Annotated in this window: 15 protein-coding genes; 10 read left to right on the forward strand and 5 right to left on the reverse strand. The window is 62.5% G+C overall.

What is annotated here, in order from left to right:
• The first annotated feature begins 105 nt into the window (after positions 1-105).
• From EOB80_RS14125 to mgrA, 7 genes are all read left to right on the forward strand, one after another.
• Entirely contained in the window at positions 106-1344 is a 1239-nt protein-coding gene (locus EOB80_RS14125; RefSeq protein WP_127328234.1) for an ABC transporter substrate-binding protein, read from the forward strand.
• 82 nt (positions 1345-1426) lie between these two features.
• Complete coding sequence (locus tag EOB80_RS14130) at positions 1427-2314, forward strand: sugar ABC transporter permease (protein WP_027037757.1); 888 nt, start codon at positions 1427-1429, stop codon at positions 2312-2314.
• A gap of 2 nt (positions 2315-2316) precedes the next feature.
• Complete coding sequence (locus EOB80_RS14135) at positions 2317-3249, forward strand: carbohydrate ABC transporter permease (RefSeq protein WP_027037756.1); 933 nt, start codon at positions 2317-2319, stop codon at positions 3247-3249.
• Positions 3250-3254: 5 nt separating this feature from the next.
• Complete coding sequence (gene ugpC, locus EOB80_RS14140; RefSeq protein ID WP_023812494.1) at positions 3255-4352, forward strand: sn-glycerol-3-phosphate ABC transporter ATP-binding protein UgpC; 1098 nt, start codon at positions 3255-3257, stop codon at positions 4350-4352.
• A gap of 53 nt (positions 4353-4405) precedes the next feature.
• The gene (locus tag EOB80_RS14145; RefSeq protein WP_127328238.1) at positions 4406-5152 is read left to right on the forward strand and encodes a sugar phosphate isomerase/epimerase; all 747 of its coding nucleotides are present in this window, start codon (positions 4406-4408) and stop codon (positions 5150-5152) included.
• Positions 5153-5163: 11 nt separating this feature from the next.
• Positions 5164-6306 carry a Gfo/Idh/MocA family oxidoreductase gene (locus EOB80_RS14150; RefSeq protein ID WP_127328240.1) on the forward strand — a complete coding sequence of 381 codons (1143 nt, stop codon included), beginning with the start codon at positions 5164-5166 and terminating at the stop codon, positions 6304-6306.
• A 121-nt stretch (positions 6307-6427) separates the two neighbouring features.
• Entirely contained in the window at positions 6428-7474 is a 1047-nt protein-coding gene (mgrA, locus tag EOB80_RS14155; RefSeq protein ID WP_127328242.1) for an L-glyceraldehyde 3-phosphate reductase, read from the forward strand.
• 79 nt (positions 7475-7553) lie between these two features.
• Here the strand turns inward: mgrA and EOB80_RS14160 are convergent, their stop codons facing one another.
• Complete coding sequence (locus tag EOB80_RS14160) at positions 7554-8651, reverse strand: trypsin-like serine protease (protein ID WP_127328244.1); 1098 nt, start codon at positions 8649-8651, stop codon at positions 7554-7556.
• A 396-nt stretch (positions 8652-9047) separates the two neighbouring features.
• Here EOB80_RS14160 and EOB80_RS14165 point away from each other — a divergent pair, with 396 nt between their 5' ends.
• Positions 9048-10142: a serine protease gene (locus tag EOB80_RS14165; RefSeq protein ID WP_127328246.1), complete on the forward strand. Its 1095-nt coding sequence runs from the start codon at positions 9048-9050 to the stop codon at positions 10140-10142.
• A 62-nt stretch (positions 10143-10204) separates the two neighbouring features.
• On the opposite strand, the gene EOB80_RS14170 is transcribed toward EOB80_RS14165, so the two are convergent.
• The 3 genes from EOB80_RS14170 to EOB80_RS14180 form a co-directional block, all read right to left on the reverse strand.
• Positions 10205-10912 carry a hypothetical protein gene (locus EOB80_RS14170; RefSeq protein ID WP_127328248.1) on the reverse strand — a complete coding sequence of 236 codons (708 nt, stop codon included), beginning with the start codon at positions 10910-10912 and terminating at the stop codon, positions 10205-10207.
• The gene (locus EOB80_RS14175; protein ID WP_127322033.1) at positions 10909-11289 is read right to left on the reverse strand and encodes a hypothetical protein; all 381 of its coding nucleotides are present in this window, start codon (positions 11287-11289) and stop codon (positions 10909-10911) included. Before EOB80_RS14175 ends, EOB80_RS14170 begins: the two co-directional genes overlap by 4 nt.
• A gap of 124 nt (positions 11290-11413) precedes the next feature.
• The gene (locus EOB80_RS14180) at positions 11414-13609 is read right to left on the reverse strand and encodes a caspase family protein (RefSeq protein ID WP_127328250.1); all 2196 of its coding nucleotides are present in this window, start codon (positions 13607-13609) and stop codon (positions 11414-11416) included.
• Positions 13610-13853: 244 nt separating this feature from the next.
• Between EOB80_RS14180 and EOB80_RS14185 the strand changes: the two genes are divergently transcribed.
• Positions 13854-14258: a Fur family transcriptional regulator gene (locus EOB80_RS14185; RefSeq protein ID WP_109658718.1), complete on the forward strand. Its 405-nt coding sequence runs from the start codon at positions 13854-13856 to the stop codon at positions 14256-14258.
• 231 nt (positions 14259-14489) lie between these two features.
• Here the strand turns inward: EOB80_RS14185 and polA are convergent, their stop codons facing one another.
• Positions 14490-17441 (reverse strand): DNA polymerase I, encoded by a 2952-nt coding sequence (polA, locus tag EOB80_RS14190; protein ID WP_164762617.1) that lies wholly within the window; start codon positions 17439-17441, stop codon positions 14490-14492.
• Positions 17442-17856: 415 nt separating this feature from the next.
• Here polA and EOB80_RS14195 point away from each other — a divergent pair.
• On the forward strand, positions 17857-18880 hold a 1024-nt coding region (locus EOB80_RS14195), incomplete at its 3' end, for a M20/M25/M40 family metallo-hydrolase (protein ID WP_245466358.1).

Genomic DNA, 18880 nt, shown 5'->3' on the forward strand with positions numbered 1-18880 from the left:
CGCGGCCCGAAAAAATATCAAGGGTACTTCGTTTGGTGGGTTGCGCAGCCAACGCAATTGCCGTATCGAAAATCTGTAACGTTTCAGATTCTGGGAGGAGCCGAAATGCGATACAGATTTTTGACCGCTGCGCTGGCAGCGACGGCCGCGTTGCAGTTTGCCGGCCAGGCGGCCGCGACGGACCTGGAAGTCACCCATTGGTGGACGTCGGGCGGCGAGGCGGCGGCGGTTGCGGAACTTGCCAAGGCATTCGATGCGACCGGCAACCACTGGGTGGACGGCGCCATTGCCGGCTCCGGCGGCACGGCGCGGCCAATCATGATCAGCCGCATCACCGGTGGCGATCCGATGGGCGCCACGCAATTCAACCATGGCCGGCAGGCGGAAGAACTGGTGCAGGCCGGCCTGATGCGCGACCTCACCGACGTCGCCACCAAGGGCAAGTGGACTGATGTCGTCCGGCCGAAGAGCCTGCTCGACGGCTGCACCATCGACGGCAAGATCTATTGCGTGCCCGTCAACATCCATTCCTGGCAGTGGTTGTGGCTGTCCAACGAGGCCTTCGAGAAGGCCGGCGTGCCGTTGCCGAAGGACTGGAATGAATTCGTGGCGGCAGCGCCGGCGCTGGAAAAGGCCGGCATCATCCCGCTCGCCGTCGGCGGACAGGCCTGGCAATCCTCCGGTGCCTTCGACGTCCTGCTTGCGGCAGTGGGCGGCACGGACACGTTCCTCAAGGTCTACAAGGACAAGGATGCCAAGTTCGCCGCCGGGCCCGAAGTCGCCAAGGTCTTCAAGGCCGCGGACGATGCCCGCAAGATGGCGAAGAACACCAATGTGCAGGACTGGAACCAGGCGACCAACCTGGTCATCACCGGCAAGGCCGCTGGCCAGATCATGGGCGACTGGGCACAGGGCGAGTTTCAGGTTGCCGGCAAGACCGCGGGCAAGGATTACACCTGCCTGCCAGGCCTTGGGCTGAACGAGGTGATAGCCACTGGCGGTGACGCCTTCTACTTCCCGCTGCTCAAGGATGCCGACAAGAGCAAGGCGCAGGAGGTGCTGGCCGAGACGCTGCTCGATCCCAAGACGCAGGTTGCCTTCAATCTGAAGAAGGGATCCCTGCCGGTGCGCGGCGACGTCGATCTCAATGCGGCCAACGACTGCATGAAGAAGGGCCTCGCCATTCTTGCCAAGGGCGCCGTCATGCCGTGGACGGACCAACTGCTTTCACAGGACACCCAGAAACAGAAGGAAGACCTTTTCGCCGAATTCTTCGCCAAGCCGGAACTGACCGTCGAAGACGCGCAGAAGCGCTTCGCCGACCTCATCGCTTCGGCGGACTGACGCTGGAGGCAACCCGCCTCGCTCCCGGCCTTGCGAATGCAGGGCCGGGAATGCACCCGCCCTTACCCAGCCGGCTGACGAGATGAGCAAGAGCGAACGCCCCAACCTTCTGTTCCGCAACCTCAATGCGAAGGTCGCCTCGATCCCGATGATCCTCACCGCCATGGTGGTTTTCGTCGGCGGCACCGTTTGGACGGTGCTCTATTCCTTCACCAATTCGAAGCTCCTGCCGCGCCTGAATTTCGTCGGGCTCGACCAGTATTACCGGCTGTGGGCGGCGCCGCGCTGGCTGATCTCGATCGAGAATCTGTTGATCTACGGCGCGATCTCGCTGGTGTTCTCGCTGGTCATCGGTTTTCTGCTTGCCGCGCTGCTCGATCAGAAGATCCGCTTCGAGGACACGTTCCGTACCATCTTCCTCTATCCTTTCGCGCTCTCCTTCATCGTCACCGGCCTGGTCTGGCAGTGGTTGCTCAATCCGGATTTCGGCATCCAGCATGTCGTGCGGGACTTAGGCTGGACGAGCTTCAGCTTCGACCCGCTCTATAATTCCAGCATCGTCATCTACGGCATATCGATCGCTGCGCTGTGGCAAGGCACCGGGCTCATCATGTGCCTGATGCTGGCCGGCCTGCGCGGTATCGACGAGGACATCTGGAAGGCGGCGCGGGTGGATGGGATCCCGATGTGGAAGACCTATCTGTTCATCGTCATCCCGATGATGCGGCCGGTCTTCATCACCACGCTCGTCATCATCGCTTCCGGCATCGTCAAGGTCTATGACCTGGTCGTGGCCCAGACCAGCGGCGGCCCGGGCATCGCCTCCGAAGTGCCGGCCAAATACGTCTACGACTATATGTTCTTCGCCCAGAACCTCGGCCAGGGTTTTGCCGCCTCGACCATGATGCTGCTCTCGGTGGTGATCGTCATCGTGCCTTGGGCCTATCTCGAGTTCGGGCGACGCAAATGAGCATGGCAGACATCACCGCTCAAGCAAGCGTTGCCGCCGGCGCGCGCCAGGAAATCGCAGGGCCCTACGGTCCAAAGCCGCGCCGCATGATTTCGCGCCGCAACGTCTTCCTCTACGGCACATTGTTCGTCATGGCGGTCTACTACCTCTTGCCGCTCTATGTCATGATCGTCACCTCGCTCAAGGGCATGCCGGAGATCCGGCTCGGCAACATCTTCTCACCGCCGCTCGAGATCACCTTCGAGCCGTGGGTCAAGGCGTGGTCAACGGCCTGCACCGGCCTTAACTGCGACGGGCTCTCGCGCGGTTTCTGGAATTCGGTGCGGATCACCGTGCCGTCGGTGCTGCTGTCGATCGCCATCGCCTCGGTGAATGGTTATGCACTGGCCAATTGGCGCTTCAAGGGCGCCGATACGTTCTTCATCATCCTGATCGTCGGCGCCTTCATTCCCTACCAGGTGATGATCTATCCGATCGTCATCATCCTGCGCGAAATCGGCCTCTATGGCAGCCTCAGCGGGCTGGTGATCGTCCATTCCATTTTCGGCATGCCGATCCTGACGCTGCTGTTCCGCAATTATTTCGCCTCGATGCCGGAAGAGCTGTTCCGGGCGGCACGCGTCGACGGCGCCGGCTTCTGGGGCATCTTCCTGCGCATCATGCTGCCGATGTCGCTGCCGATCTTCGTCGTCGCCATCATCCTGCAGGTGACCGGCATCTGGAACGACTTCCTGTTCGGCGTCGTCTACACCCGCCCCGACACCTATCCGATGACGGTGCAGCTCAACAACATCGTCAATTCGGTGCAAGGCGTGAAGGAGTACAACGTCAACATGGCCGCAACCATCCTGACCGGGCTTGTGCCGCTCATCGTCTACTTCATTTCCGGCAAGCTTTTCGTACGCGGCATCGCCGCCGGCGCGGTGAAGGGGTGATGGCGATGACGGCAGCCAACGATACCAGCGTTTCGATCCAGGACCTGTCGCTGAATTTCGGCGCGGTGACCGTTCTGGAGACGCTCAATCTCGATGTCGCCGATGGCGAGTTCATCGTGCTGCTCGGGCCGTCCGGCTGCGGCAAGTCGACCTTGCTCAACTGCATTGCCGGCCTGCTCGATGTCTCCGAAGGCCGCATCTTCATCAAGGGCAAGAACGTCACCTGGGAAGAGCCCAAGGACCGCGGCATCGGCATGGTGTTCCAGTCCTATGCGCTCTATCCGCAAATGACGGTGGAGAAGAACCTGTCCTTCGGGCTGCGTGTCGCCGGCACGCCAAGAGAAGAGATCGCCAAGCGGATCGCGCGGGCGGCTGAGATCCTGCAGATCGAACCGCTGCTGCAACGCAAGCCGGCCGCCCTTTCCGGCGGCCAGCGTCAGCGCGTCGCCATCGGACGGGCGCTGGTGCGCGATGTTGACGTGTTCCTGTTCGACGAGCCGCTGTCCAATCTCGATGCCAAGCTGCGCGCCGAACTGCGCGTCGAGATCAAGCTGCTGCATCGCAAGCTGCAGAACACCATGATCTACGTCACCCACGACCAGATCGAGGCGATGACGCTGGCCGACCGCATCGCGGTGATGAAGGGCGGCGTCATCCAGCAGCTCGATGCGCCGCAGACCATCTATAACAGGCCGGTCAACCGTTTCGTCGCCGGCTTCCTCGGCTCGCCCGCAATGAACTTCGTCGATGGCCGCCTGGAAGACGCCGACGGCGGCTGGCGGTTCGCGGCCGAGGATATCAAGATCCCGCTCGGCACTTACGACTTTGCCAAGCCTCCGGCTCCCGGCCCCGTCACATTCGGTATCAGGCCCGAGCATGTCAGTCTGAACAGCGGCACCGGTTGGCCGTTTTCGATAGCCGCCAATGTCGAGGTGGTCGAACCCATGGGCTCCGACACGCTGGTCTGGCTGAAGCTTGCCCAGCAGAATTTCAGCGTCCGAGTGACCTCGGAACGCACGCCCAAGAATGACGAGGCGGTGACGCTTGGCTTCGATCCGATGCGCGCTTCGCTTTTCGACACTGCAACGGGCACACGCATCTAGCTTTTGAGAACCAACCTTCCAACGACAATCCCCAAGCGAAACGGACAGAGACGATGAATTGGTCATTCCAACTTTACAGCGCCCGCAATTTCCAACCCTGGGACGGTGTGCTCGCCATGCTCGGCAAGCTCGGCTACGCCCAGGTCGAAGGTTTTGGCGGCGTCTATGATGATCCCGTGGCATTCCGCGCCGAGCTCGACAAGAACGGGCTTGCCATGCCGACTGGGCATTTCTCGATCGACGCGCTCGAGAACGATTTCGACGGCGTGCGCAGAACCGCCGACGCACTTGGTATCACGCTGCTCATCTGTCCCTTCCTGATGCCCGATCAGCGGCCATCCGACGTGGCCGGCTGGCGCGGCTTCGGCGAACGCCTGGCCAAGGTCGGCGACGCCGCGAAAAAGGCCGGCTACGGCTTTGCCTGGCACAATCATGATTTCGAGTTCAAGAAACTTGCCGACGGATCGGTGCCGCAGGACCACATCCTGTCATCCGCGCCCGATGTCAGCTGGGAGATGGACGTTGCCTGGGTGGTGCGCGGCGGCGATGATCCGTTGTCGTGGATCGAAAAGCACGGCAAGCGCATCAGCGCCGTCCACGTCAAGGACATGGCCAAGCCCGGCGAGGGGCTGGATGAGGATGGCTGGTCGGATGTCGGCCATGGCACCATCGACTGGGCCGGCCTGATCAAGGTGTTGCGTGCCAAGAGTGCTGCCCAATACTACGTCATGGAACAGGACAACCCGAACGACATCGAGCGTTTCGCCCGCCGCTCCATCGCAGCCGCCAAAACATATTAGGAGCAATCAGCATGGCAAAGAAACTTGGCATCGGCGTCATCGGCTGCGGCAACATCTCGAAAGCGTATTTTTCGCTGGCGCCGCTGTTTCGCGGCATCGAGATGCGTGCCTGCGCCGACATCAACATGGAGGCGGCCAAGGCGCGGGCGAAGGAGTTCAAGCTGCGCGCCGAGACCGTCGAAGACCTGCTCAAGGCCGACGACATCGACATCATCGTCAACCTGACCATCCCGGCGGTGCATTACGAGGTGTCGAAGCAGATCCTCGACGCCGGCAAGCACGTCTATTCGGAAAAACCGTTCGTGCTGTCGGTCAAGGAAGGGCTCGACCTTAAGAAGCGGGCGGAGAAAAAGGGCCTGCGGATCGGCTCGGCGCCAGACACTTTCCTCGGCGGCGCGCACCAACTGGTGCGCAACCTGATCGACACCGGCAAGCTTGGCAAGGTCACGAGCGGTACCTGCCATGTCATGGGCCACGGCATGGAGCATTGGCATCCCAATCCGGATTTCTTCTTTCAGCCGGGCGCCGGTCCCGTGCTCGATATCGGGCCTTACTACGTCACCAATCTGATCCAGCTGATCGGACCGGTGAAACAGGTCGCGGCCTTCGCGACGACGCCGGCCAAGGAGCGGACGATCAGTTCAAAGCCGCGCGCGGGTGAAAAGATACCGGTCAACACGCCGACGACCATCCATGGGCTGCTGGAGTTCGAGAACGGTGCCGTTATAACGCTCAACACCAGCTGGGACGTCTGGGCCCACGGCCACGCGCCGATGGAGCTTTATGGCGAGGCGGGTACGGTGTTCGTGCCGGACCCGAACTTCTTCGGTGGTGACGTTCGCTTCACCGACGCGGCCAAGCCGGTCAAGAAGCTGCCGAACTGGCCGCATCCATTCGGCGTGCCCAACGAGATGCATTCGCAAGGCATGATGGCCAACTACCGCACATCGGGCCTCGCCGACATGGCAGTGGCGATCGCGGAAGGCCGGCCGCACCGCTGTTCGATGGAGCTGGCGCTGCACGCCGTCGACGTGATGACCGGCCTGTTGCGCTCCGGCGAAACCGGCAAGTTCGTCGCCATGCAGACCACCTGCGAACGGCCGGCCGCACTTGGCGTCAAGGAAGCCAAGGCGCTTTTGGCGAAGAAGAAATAGGGCAGCACACCTCAACCCTCTCCCCGTTCCGACGGAGAGAGGGTAAAGGTGAGGGGCAGAGCCAACTCGCCGCGTTGTCGCGATGCAGCCGACCGGCTCGCTTCCATTTGAGGATTTTCCGATGCCCTACACGCCTGCCGAAAACCGCTATGAAAAAATGATCTACAACCGCTGTGGCCGCTCCGGCCTGAAGCTGCCGGCAATCTCGCTCGGCCTGTGGCATAATTTCGGCAACGACACGCCGCACAGGACCAAGCAGGCGATCGCGCGCAAGGCCTTCGACCTCGGCATCACGCATTTCGACCTCGCTAACAATTACGGTCCGCCGCCCGGCTCGGCCGAGACCGCTTTCGGCGAAATCCTGCGCACCGATTTCGCCGCCTACCGCGACGAGCTGATCATCTCGACGAAGGCCGGCTACGAGATGTGGGCCGGACCCTACGGCGAATGGGGCGGGCGCAAATACATTCTGGCCAGCCTCGACCAGAGCCTGAAGCGCTTGGGGCTCGACTATGTCGATATCTTCTATTCGCACCGCTTCGACCCCGACACGCCGCTGGAAGAAACCATGGGTGCGCTCGACCATGCCGTGCGCTCGGGCAAGGCGCTCTATGCCGGCATCTCGTCCTACAATTCGCAGCGCACGCGCGAGGCCGCCGATATCTTGAAGCAGCTTGGCACGCCTTGCGTCATCCACCAGCCGAGCTATTCGATGCTGAACCGCTGGGTGGAGGAAGATGGCCTGCTCGACACGCTCGAAGGGCTCGGCGTCGGCTCCATCGTGTTCTCGCCGCTGGCGCAAGGCATGCTGACCAACAAGTATCTCGGCGGCATTCCCGATGGCAGCCGTGCCTCCCAGGGCAAGTCGCTGAAGACAGCCTTCATCAACGACAAGACCATCGCCAACATCAAGGCGCTCAACGCCATCGCCGGCAAGCGCGGGCAGACGCTGGCGCAGATGGCGCTGGCCTGGGTGCTGCGCAAGGGCAGGGTGACCTCGGCGCTGATCGGCGCCAGCCGGCCGGAGCAGGTCGAAGACTGCGTCGGCGCGCTCAAGGTGCTCGACTTCAGCGATGCCGAACTCGCCGAGATCGACACCTATGCGCGCGAATCCGACATTAATCTGTGGGCGGCTTCCGCCGAGCGCAAAGGTCCGCCGCGAAAATAAGTCCTCTCGATAAGCCGGCAAGCAAAACGGCGGGAACCTCTCCCTCCCGCCGTTTTGCTTGAAAGCGAACAGCGCTGCTTCAGGGCGTTTTCGGTTTCTGAGCGGTGCCCAGTCCCGCCTTGGGCTTTGCCGGCGCCGGAGCCGAGGTCTTCATCTTCGCCTCGATCCAGCCGGTGTAGTTGGCCAGCCGCGTGTAGATGCCGTAGGCCTCCTTGTGGCCGCACGCCGCACTGCCGTCAGCCGGGCCTTCGCCCCAGCTGACGACGCCGACCTGGACCGGGCCTTCGGCACCGGTCATGAACAGCGGGCCGCCGCTGTCGCCGTTGCAGGCATCGCGCACGCCGCTGGTGGTGCCGGCGCAGATCATGTTGCCGGTCAGCGGGTCGGTCATGTCGGCGGCGATCGCATTGGCGGCCGCGTCGATGCCTTTTTCCGAATAGCGCATACGGCGGGACAGATCACCGAGCGCTGCCTTTAGATCACGCGCATAGATGGCCTTGATGCCGCTGTTGCAGGCCTGGTTCGGCTGCAGGTCGAGATCGACAACCATCAGCGTGGTCGGAAAGGTGCCGTCCTGCATCTTGCCCCAGCCGATGACGGTCGTCTTGCCGGTGTCGGGCGTTGCCTCATGGGCGACCTTGATGGTCGGCGCATCGGCCGGTTCGGCAAGCCGGAGCAGGGCGAGATCGTTGTCGAGCGTTTGCTCGCTGTAGGCTTCGTTGACGATGACCTCCACCACCTTGTGGCGCTTGCCCTCGCTGAGATCGGTTGCACCGGTCAGCACGGTGACGCTCTCCGGCGAAACCGGCTGACCCTTGTCGTTGAGGCAGTGTGCTGCCGTCAGCACCCATTGCGGCGCGATCAGGCTGCCGCCGCAGAATTGGGCGTTGGCTTGCGAGGCCGGGTTCTCGTCCAGCCTGTCGGTGGTGAGCAGCGCGACCTGGAACGGATAGGCTCCCTTTTCGGCCTGGTTGCCGCCATAGACGCGGTCGGCTGCGTCGGGGTTCTCCGCCGCGGCTTTCGCCCTGGCTTCCGTCACGCGCTTCATTGGCGAGACCGCTGCCTCCGGTCGGGCGACTGCTTCGTCGGCCTGGGTGGAATTGGCTGCCGCAAGGGCGGCTGCGATGCCGAGCAGCGATGCAGCGGCGATCGGCCTGAACCGATGGATGATGTTCATCTGAAGCCCTCCTGATATGTACCCGAGCGGACCAGCCCCGGCGCATGATCAACAAAGCAAGCCTCAGACTGGTGGTCAGGCCGCGCAGCTTTCGTTGTAGCGGCACGGCAGGGACACCAAGTCAGGCACTGCTTCGCGTATCGCGTTCCTGTGCAGACCCCGTTCAAAACCCTATAGCCCCCCACGGGCTCTGTGGAAGCTAATTGTCATTCCAATGTTGTATTAATTTAGGCAATATATCCGCGCGGGTGTCTTTAGCGGGGGCTTTTGACCGACCGCATGGGCGATGGTCATATTTCAAGTGCGGTAACCAAACTCCTTTTTGACGCCACCACGATCTCGACAATATTTCTGTATTTTGATCCAGTCCTTGCTGACTTTTGGGAGAGTCTCACCATGACAAAACTGACAAACGCACTCATTGCGTCCACATTGCTTTCCACCGCAATGTGGACGGTTCCGGCTTTCGCCGCCGATCCTGGCTCCGCCAGTGCCGGCAATGGCGAAAGCGCGCGCGACGTGACTTCAGGCGACTACAAGCCCGGGCGGGCAAAGCCGATCGCGCCACCGAAGCTGACCGACGAAGACAGCCGCGCCGCGCCGTTTGCCGACGAGGCAACGGCTGTCAAATCCTACGGCATCGTCGGACGGTCCGCCGATGGCAAGGAGATCAAGATCGAGCCGAGCGAAGCGCTGCGGGAGCTTATCATCAAGGAACTGAACGCTCCGGCCACCGGAAAAGACGGGGCCGAGCGCAAGACCGAGGATCCGGACCTCGGCGAAGGCGAAGCCGGCCGCCAGGTTTTCGGCACCGACGATCGCGAGCAGGTCAAGAATACCAAGACCTATCCGTTCTCGGCAATCGGCTATCTCGAAGCCAAATCGCCGAAGACGGGCAGCTTCGGCAGCTGTTCGGCAACGCTGATCGGCCCGCGCACGGTGCTCACCGCCGCGCACTGCCTCTACAGTCATGAGGACAAGGATTGGCTCTCCGACTATCTGTTCGTGCCGGGGCTGAACGGCAGCACGGCCGACGACGCACCGTTCGGCGCCTTCGCCTTCGAAAGCGCCTATGTGCTGCAAGGCTTCATCGACAACTACCAGGGTTATTATGGTTCGGTCCTGCTGTGGGATCTCGGCGTCGTCACGCTAAAGCAGGATGTCGGCACCAATCTCGGCTGGCTGGGCTATGCCAACTACGAGGATCTCGGCGATTTCACCGCCAATCTCGTTGGCTATCCCGGCGACAAGCCGATGGGCACGATGTGGAAGGCAAACTGCGAAGTGCATGCCGAAAACATCGCGCCGGAATATTTCCAGTATGACTGCGATACGTTCCCTGGGTCGAGCGGCAGCTCGGTCTATGCATACGACAACAAGGCCAAGCAGCGCATCGTCACCGGTGTCAACGTGGCGGAAAGCCCCGACGCGAACACCGCCGTGCGCCTGAACGCTGCCAACGTCCAGTGGATCAACAGCCTGTATAAATAATCGCTGCGCATTGGCGGTGGAGACAAAGGCGGCGGCGCAATCCCGCCGCCTTTTTCGCGCCGCTATTTGGCTTCGGCCGTGGGCGGCCCATTGCGCACATAGGTCTCGATTGCCGAAGCGAAAGTGGGAGAACCCGCCTTGCGCTGCTTTTCTATGTAGCCGGCAAAATAGCTCCAGAAAGAGACGGCATAGTCACGGAAATAAGCATCGGTCACCTTGCGCGAACACAAATCGCCGTCGATGCAGAATGACAGCCGGTTGAGGAAATAGACGATGCGGTCGAAATTCTCGCTGAAATCGGCGAGCGGCATGTCGCCGCCGGCGGCAGTCATCGCCTCGATGCCGATGCGTTGCCGGAACACCTGCTCCTCGGTCGGCGAGGGGTTGGCGCTGAGCAGATTGTCATATTTGGCGTTGAGGCCCGTCAGACGATCCTTCAGGGCACGCTGCGCCTGCTGGTAGTCCTTGTTTTCCCAGAGCTCGACAAGCGACATGGTCTGCTCGACGCGCTTCTGTTCCTGGTTGGCCAGGAACTGGTAGACCGAGAACATCAAGGTGAAGATGATGGCGAGACGCACGGCCATGCCCGACCAGGCATAGACCAGCATGCGCCAGTCGCGGTCTGTGAACGGGTTGCTCTCCTTCTTGATCTCGTGGCTGCTTGGCCACGGGAAACCTTCGGTGGTTTCCTGCAGGGCCGGTTTGCCGGCCTGCGCCTTTGCGGGTGCGGTCACTGCCGTCTGCCTGGTGTTGCCCGTTGGCTTCTTCATCCGCAGCTGTCCAGTTCAATGGTGGCGGAGGGATCCAGCACGATGCCCGGCGTCTCCAGCTTCCGTTTCAGGCATTCCAGTTGCAGGCGCGAAATCATGAACTGCACGTCGGGCTCCGCCGCCCCCTTGTTGGGGGACGGCAAGGCTTCGACGACGCCGCGCGAGGCGCAGTTGCTGAGATCGACGATAACCGCGTCGCTGCCGCTTTTGGCGAACTGGTCGTACTGATCGAGAAAACACGTCGCCAGTTCCGAGTTGGTGACGATCTGCTTGACGCACAGGCCGCAGGCCTCGTCCGCCGAAGCGTTGGCGATCAGCAACAGGCCGCCGGCAAGGCCGGCTACCGTTCCACGCCAGGAAAACACAGAATTCTTCACAATCGATCCTATCCGTTTCATCCAGCCGTCATGCCCCAGGACGCGGCCGGGAATGTTCTCATATCGCGCCGATCGCGCAAGAGCCGGCGCAACAGAGCCGTGAGGCTTTGGCGCCGGCATCCGGTCAGGCGCGCGGCACTGTCTCCATCGGGAAGATCATCACCGCGCCTGTCGGGCCGCTCTTGTCGGCAAGCCGCATCACCGAGCGGGTGGCCGGCGCCATGCCGAGATCGGTCAGCATGTCGGAGAAGCCGGCGGAGCCCGTTCCACGCGTCGCCGAGGCGACGCCGTCCTGCGCCAGGAAACTCAGATCCTGCTTCTCGCTCTCCGGCGGCGCCTCGGTCAAAACCGCGATCATCCGTTCCATGCCGAAGCTGGTGTCGGTGAAGGCCAGCAGTCCCTCCTCGAGCGTGGCCTGCGGGGCGAGGCGTTCGGCAACGATATGAGTGATCGAATAGTCGCTGCCGACATAGAGCACATTGATGTCGACCAGCAGATCCGAGCCGTTCTTGGCCAGCACATGCACTTCGTCGCCCGGCGAGACGCGCGGCACAACCGAAGCCTGCAGCGGTTCGAGGCCATCCTTGTCGCGACGTTTGACCTGGAACTGGACGTCGACGTCCTCGGGCTTGTAGTCCGAGGCCGCCGCCAGCCGCGAAAGCCCGGTGGCACGGAAGATGGTGCGCAGGTTCCTGGCCGTTGCATCGGCCAGCTTGTGGCGGTCGTGAATGATGATCAGCGGCGGTTTGCCGCCCTCCTTCAGGCTCACGTCGCCCGACGCCGGCAGGAACCACAGCGCCGGCTTGTCGGTCGCATCCTTGACGCCGGGAACGGCATTCTCGCGCATCACCGCAAAGCGGAGGTCGGCGCTCTTGCCGGGATCGACCAGCTCGATGTTGAAGCCGGTCTCCCTGGCTGTGGCCAGTTCGTCGAGAACCGAATTGACCAGAGCGGTTTCCTTCTCAAGTCCCTTGGCTATGGCCGGCCGCGCCAAGACGAGCTTGTAGTCGACGGCGATCTCCGCCACCCGCGCATAGGCGTTGGCGGGAATGTCGGCGACTTTGAGCGCCGGCTTCTTGTCGAACTCGACCGGCTTGACGCGGCTTTCCAGGTTTTTTGCCGACTGCACTTCCAAGAATCCGACAGCGTCGGACAGCGGCGATAACGCCGACGGCAGGATGGCGAGCTTGCTGCCGGGGGTGAGGCGATGCAGCAGCCCGGCGCCGATCGTCGCTTCGCCGTCCTTGATGACGACAGGCCACTGCATGACTGCATCGGTCTTGTCGGTGCCGAAGACGCGGGCATCCAGTTCGCCCTCGAACAGCGGTGTCGGCCGGGTGCGGCTGTCGGCCGAATATTGCTGCAGCACGGCCTGGCCGAGTTGGCGATAGGTGACGTTGGGATTCTCGGCCAGTTTGGACAGGATGGTGAAGGTGAACAGGCCCAAGCGCGGCGCATCCGCGATGCCCTTGGGCAACGGCATCTCGGGCGTCGTCTCCACCGTCTGCGCGGCATAGAAGGCGACCAGCTTGCCCTTGGTGATCGGTTCGCCACCGGTCGGCGTCAGGGTGAAGGCGGGCTTGCGCGTGCCATTGTCGTCGATGCCGCGCGAGCCAGCGACCGAAATCACCTCGTCATAGGCCTTGATCGCGGCAGCCCGCTCGGACTCGTTGCCGCCGACCAGGTCGGCGAACTCGACCTTGCGCTCCAGCTCGTCATCGACCTCGACGGCGCGTGTCGCGGTTCCGGAATGGCAGCAGTCGAACACAACCCAGACGAAAGCACCCTTGTCGCGGATGGCGTCGAGTGCCGCGCCGATTTCGTTGTCGATCAGCGCATTGGGCACGCCGGCATCGCGGTTGATCCATTTGCCGATATCGACGGGCAGGAAGATCTCGTCGAGCCCGTCGGTCTCGTCGCCCTTGACCATCTGCGGCTGCTGGGCGCCGTGACCGGACAGATGCAGGTAGACGAAATCGTCGCGCTGGACCTTGGCGGCAAGCTCGGCCAATGCAGCCTTGATCGCCGCATGGGTCGGCAGGCCACTGGCGCCGGGGACATCCTTGGCGAGCAGCGTGACGTTTTCCGACGCGAAGCGCACGGGGTCGGGCACATTCTTCAGGAGATAGTCGCGGACGAGGGCTGCATCGTTCTTCGGCCCGACAAGCCAGTTCCTCTGCGGCAGGTTGGGATATTCGGTGCAGGCGACCAGCAGCGCATGGTAGGTGCGCGATGCGGCCATGGTTCGGAACGATACCATGCCGGCCATGGTCAAGGCGGACGTGCCGACCAGCAGCGTCCGCCGCGTCAATTTGATCATGATTGCTTCCCCAAGCCCGACCGAATTTCCAAGCGCGGCAATCCTTGCCGAAGATATTGTCAGTATTTTGAACGTCACATCGCAGAGCAACCTGCCTGTTGCCCCGCTCCGATCGATGTTCTCGACAGCCTCGCGGGCAGAATGCTGGAAACAGTAGCAAAAATGCCTGTTCGTCGCTATCTGGATGGGACATGGATCGTTTGTGCGCGGCACAAGCGACGCAAGGCGAGTTGGAAACAGGATCATGGCGGCAAGGGATGTGCTGACGAAGAACCAGCTGTGCGTGCTCGAGAAACTCGAGACCGCCAGCGGACCGCTCAGTGCCTACACCTTGCTCGACCAATTGCGCGAGCGCGGTTTTCGCGCGCCGCTCCAAGTCTATCGCGCGCTCGATACGCTGGTGAAGTCAGGTTTCGTGCATCGGCTCGAAAGCATCAACTCCTTCGTCGCCTGCGCCGAGCCGCACGACCACAGCCATTCGATGACCGCCTTCGCGATCTGCGACACATGCGGGCAGGTCACCGAAATGTCCGACCACGATGTCGGCCACCAGTTGGACGAATGGGTGCGCTCCACCGGCTTCGCCGCCAAGAAGGCGGTGATCGAATTTCGCGGGACGTGTGCCAAGTGCCTGGCCGAAGCGGCTTGAGGCCCATCGCTTCGTCATCCTAGGGCGAAGCAGGAGCGAAGCGACGTCGCGGAGACCCTAGGATCCATGCCGTGACATGAGAATGTCGCGGCGGCCCAGATTTAAGGATACTTGGCGCAGCCTCGGAAGCGGCTTCATTTTGCACCGTTGCATCCAAGGCTAATGTAACGGCATGGATCCTAGGGTCTGCGCTCCGCTTCGCGTCGCTCCGCCCTAGGATGACGACGACGGCTAATGCGCCTCGTCCCAGTTGTTCGCCGCCCGCGCGTCGACGTGCAGCGGCACCGACATCGAGACCGCCGGCATCGCCGCGTTCTCCATGACGTGACGCACGACCGGGATCGTTGCCTCGACTTCCGCCTCGACGGTCTCGAAGATCAATTCGTCATGCACCTGCAGCAGCATGCGTGCCGAAAGGCCTGCTTTTTCCAGCGCCTCCTCCATGCGGATCATGGCACGGCGGATGATGTCGGCGGCGGTGCCTTGCAGGCGGGCGTTGATCGAGGCGCGCTCGTTGAACGCGCGGAGCGAGGGATTGGACGATCTTATATCGGGGTAATGGATGCGGCGGCCGAAGATCGTTTCGACAAAGCCATGCTCGCGGGCATAGGCCTTGGTCTCCTCGATATAGTCTCGGATGCCGGGGAAGCGCTCGAAATATTTCTTGATGTAGTTGCCTGCCTCCTCGCGCGGGATCGACAGCTGGTTGGCGAGACCGAAGGCCGAGATGCCGTAGATGATGCCGAAATTGATCGCCTTGGCGCGGCGGCGGACTTCCGAAGGCATGCCTTCGACCGGCACGTTGAACATCTCCGACGCGGTGATGGCATGGATGTCGGCGCCGTCGGCGAAAGCCTGCCGCAATTGCGGGATTTCGGCGACATGGGCGAGCACCCGCAGCTCGATCTGGCTGTAGTCGGCCGAGACCAGGCGGTGGCTCTTGTCGGTGATGAAGGCGGTCCTGATCTTGCGGCCTTCGGCGGTGCGAACCGGGATGTTCTGCAGGTTCGGGTCGGAGGACGACAGCCGGCCCGTCGTCGTCGCGGCCAGCGCATAGGACGTGTGGACGCGTTTGGTGTCGGGGTGGATGAAGCCCGGCAGCGCATCGGTATAGGTCGATTTCAGCTTGGTCAGCTGGCGCCAGTCGACGATCTTGCGCGGCAGTTCGTGGCCTTCGGCAGCGAGATCTTCGAGAAGCTGCGCCGAGGTCGACCACTGGCCGGTCTTGGTCTTGGAACCGCCGGGCAGGCCCATGCGCCCGAACAGGATGTCGCCGAGCTGCTTTGGCGAGCCGATGTTGATGCGTTCGCCGATGAGCTGGTAGATTTCCTCTTCAAGGCGAGCGGCGCCCTGGGCCAGTTCGCCGGAGAGCCGCGACAGGATCTGCCGGTCGACCGAGATGCCGCGCTGTTCCATGCGCGCCAGCACCGGCACCAGCGGCCGCTCCAACCGCTCATAGACAGACACCAGGCCCTTGGCGGCAAGCCGCGGTTTCAGCACCAGCCAGAGCCGAAGCGTCACATCGGCGTCCTCAGCGGCATGAGCCGTCGCCTTGTCGATGTCGACCTGATCGAAACCGACGGAGCTTTTGCCCGAGCCGGTCACATCCTTGAGTTGGAGAGGGGTATGACCGAGCCATTTTTCGGCAAGCGCATCCATGCCATGACCATGGGGCGTGCCGGCATCGAGCACGTAGGAGATCAGCATGGTGTCGTCGAACGGCGCGACATCGATGCCGTAGCGGCTCATGATCACAAGATCGTATTTCAGATTCTGCGCCACCTTGAGAACCGATCGGTCTTCGAGCAGCGGTTTCAGCACGGCCAGCGCCTCGCGCAGCGGAATCTGGTTTTCGAGCGCGCCACCACCGAGCAGGTCGCCATTGCCGCTCATGTGGGCAAAAGGAATGTAGGCGGCGCGGCCGGGCGCTGTGGCGATGGCCATGCCGATGAGTTCGGCCTGCATCGGATCAGCCGATGTTGCCCGGACATCGAAGGCGGCGATGCCCGCCTCCCGTGCCTCGGCCACCCAGGCTTTCAGGGTCGAGACATCGCGAATGCAATGATAGGCAGAAATATCGATCTTGCCGGTGGCCGCGCGCTCCAGCCGCAGTGCCGCGAGCAGGGAAGGGGTATCGCCTTGTTTTGACGTCTCCGCCGTCCCGCCGGCTTCGTCCGGTTCAGTGCCGGACGCGTTTCGGGCAACCGGCGGCAACCCGGCCCCGACATCTGGGCCATGAGCATGATCGGCGCGTTCGACGGTGACCGCGACGGCCTGGACGTCGCCGGCCTCGGTGCTGGTCGCTTCCGCCACACGGCGGGTCAGTGACGTGAATTCCATGGTCTTGAGGAAACCGATCAGCTTCGGACCGTCCGGCGCGTGCAGCACGAAATCCTCCAGTCCCTCGGTCACCGGCACATCGTTCATCAGCGTCACCAGCTGACGCGAAATGCGCGCCTTGTCGGCATTGGCGATGATCGATTCGCGCCTCTTGTCCTGCTTGATCTCGCCGGCCCGGGCCAGCAGCGTGTCGAGGTCACCGAACTGTTCGAGCAGTTGCGCCGCCGTCTTCGGCCCTATGCCGGGCACACCAGGCACATTGTCGACCGAATCGCCGGTCAGCGCCTGCAGGTCGACCATCTTCTCCGGCGGCACGCCCCATTTTTCTATGACTTCCGGAATGCCGATCTGGCGGTCCTTCATCGGGTCGTACATGGCGACCGTATCGCCAACCAACTGCATCAGGTCCTTGTCGGAGGAGATGATGGTGGTATCGCCGCCGGCTTCGCAGGCGAGCCTCGCATAGGTGGCGATCAGATCGTCGGCCTCGTAGCCTTCGATCTCGACGCAGGGCAGGTTGAACGCCCTGGTCGCCTGGCGGATCAGGCCGAATTGCGGGATCAGATCTTCCGGCGGTGCCGAGCGATTGGCCTTGTATTCGGGGTAGAGGTCGTTGCGGAAGGTCTTCGACGAATAATCGAAAATGACGGCGAAATGCGTCGGCACAATGCCTACATCGGTGTTGCGGGCGTCGAGCATCAGCTTCCACAGCATGTTGCAGAAGCCGGAAACGGCGCCGACCGGCAGGCCGTCGGATTTGCGGGTCAGCGGCGGCAGCGCGTGATAGGCACGGAAGATGTAGCCGGAGCCGTCGACAAGGAAGAGATGATCGCCTTTTTTCATGCCGGCAGGGATAGCGCGGCGCGGCGGCTTGGTCCATGCCAAAGGCAGCGTCGACTATCGGTTCCGGCAACACCCTGACAGATCGCCGTCACCCTGCTCACGCCTATGTTACAAAACTGTAATTTTCGTGCCCTTGAATCGCCACGTTCAGAGACCCAAATACACGTCATCGGCAGTTTTCGCCGAGTCCGGAGCAAGGCCCGTCCCCCGCCTATCCCGGACACCTGCGGCAGCCTATCCCCCCTCTCCGGGCTGCCGCATCGTTTCGAGTAGAAGGCCGCCGTGGTTCCCCCTCCACCACGGCGGTCTTTTTTATCCCAGACAGACGTTTGCAGCCCGTGGTCCAATGATCGCGGGCTTTTCGTTTTCCTGTCCTGCCTTTACGGTTCGGGTTCTGAATCGAAAGGCTTCACATATGTCCGCAATTTCCCCCGTCCTCGACCGTCTCGACAACAATCTCGACCAGAGCCTCGAGCGCCTGTTCGGCTTGCTCAAGATCAAGTCGATCTCCACCGATCCGGCCTTTGCCGCCGATTGCCGCAAGGCGGCGGAATGGCTGGTGGCCGAACTCAAGCTGATCGGCTTCGACGCCAGCGTTCGCGACACACCAGGCCACCCGATGGTGGTTGCGCACCATGACGGCCCGGCCGGTTCGCCGCATGTGCTGTTCTACGGCCATTATGACGTTCAGCCGGTCGATCCGATCGAATTGTGGGAAAGCGATCCGTTCGCGCCTGCTGTCAAGGAGGTCGGGCCGGATCACAAGGTGATCACCGGACGCGGGTCGGCCGACGACAAGGGCCAGTTGATGACCTTCGTCGAGGCTTGCCGCGCCTGGAAACAGGTGCACGGCAATCTGCCTTGCCGCATCACCATCCTGTTCGAGGGCGAAGAGGAGTCCGGCTCGCCCTCGTTGAAGCCGTTCCTCGAAGCCAATGCCGACGAACTCAAGGCCGATTTCGCGCTGGTCTGCGATACTGGCATGTGGGACCGCGACACGCCGTCGATCTGCGTCGGGCTGCGCGGGCTGGTCGGCGAGGAGATCACGGTGAAGGCGGCCGATCGCGACCTGCATTCCGGCCTCTATGGCGGTGCCGCCGCCAATCCGATCCGCATCCTGGCCAAGGTGTTGGCCGATATCCACGACAAGGACGGCCATATCACCATCCCCGGCTTCTATGACGGCGTCGAGGAAACACCGTCGCAGATCCTGAAATCATGGGAGACGCTCGGCGAGACCGCCGAGACGTTCCTGGGACCGGTCGGCCTGTCGATCCCGTCGGGCGAAAAGGGCCGCTCGGTGCTGGAGTTGACCTGGGCGCGGCCGACAGCCGAGTTCAACGGCATCATCGGCGGCTATACCGGCAAGGGCTTCAAGACGGTGATCGCGGCGGAAGCCTCGGCGAAGGTGTCGTTTCGCCTCGCGCACAAGCAGGATC

The organism is Mesorhizobium sp. M7A.F.Ca.MR.245.00.0.0, from assembly GCF_003997415.1.
Taxonomy (GTDB): domain Bacteria; phylum Pseudomonadota; class Alphaproteobacteria; order Rhizobiales; family Rhizobiaceae; genus Mesorhizobium.

Excerpts from the sequence above, each read along its gene's own strand:
- EOB80_RS14125 (WP_127328234.1), top strand. The coding sequence starts at position 106 with ATGCGATACAGATTTTTGACCGCTGCGCTGGCAGCGACGGCCGCGTTG.
- EOB80_RS14130 (WP_027037757.1), top strand. The coding sequence starts at position 1,427 with ATGAGCAAGAGCGAACGCCCCAACCTTCTGTTCCGCAACCTCAATGCG.
- EOB80_RS14135 (WP_027037756.1), top strand. The coding sequence starts at position 2,317 with ATGGCAGACATCACCGCTCAAGCAAGCGTTGCCGCCGGCGCGCGCCAG.
- ugpC (WP_023812494.1), top strand. The coding sequence starts at position 3,255 with ATGACGGCAGCCAACGATACCAGCGTTTCGATCCAGGACCTGTCGCTG.
- EOB80_RS14145 (WP_127328238.1), top strand. The coding sequence starts at position 4,406 with ATGAATTGGTCATTCCAACTTTACAGCGCCCGCAATTTCCAACCCTGG.
- EOB80_RS14150 (WP_127328240.1), top strand. The coding sequence starts at position 5,164 with ATGGCAAAGAAACTTGGCATCGGCGTCATCGGCTGCGGCAACATCTCG.
- mgrA (WP_127328242.1), top strand. The coding sequence starts at position 6,428 with ATGCCCTACACGCCTGCCGAAAACCGCTATGAAAAAATGATCTACAAC.
- EOB80_RS14160 (WP_127328244.1), bottom strand. The coding sequence starts at position 8,651 with ATGAACATCATCCATCGGTTCAGGCCGATCGCCGCTGCATCGCTGCTC.
- EOB80_RS14165 (WP_127328246.1), top strand. The coding sequence starts at position 9,048 with ATGACAAAACTGACAAACGCACTCATTGCGTCCACATTGCTTTCCACC.
- EOB80_RS14170 (WP_127328248.1), bottom strand. The coding sequence starts at position 10,912 with ATGAAGAAGCCAACGGGCAACACCAGGCAGACGGCAGTGACCGCACCC.
- EOB80_RS14180 (WP_127328250.1), bottom strand. The coding sequence starts at position 13,609 with ATGATCAAATTGACGCGGCGGACGCTGCTGGTCGGCACGTCCGCCTTG.
- EOB80_RS14185 (WP_109658718.1), top strand. The coding sequence starts at position 13,854 with ATGGCGGCAAGGGATGTGCTGACGAAGAACCAGCTGTGCGTGCTCGAG.
- polA (WP_164762617.1), bottom strand. The coding sequence starts at position 17,441 with ATGAAAAAAGGCGATCATCTCTTCCTTGTCGACGGCTCCGGCTACATC.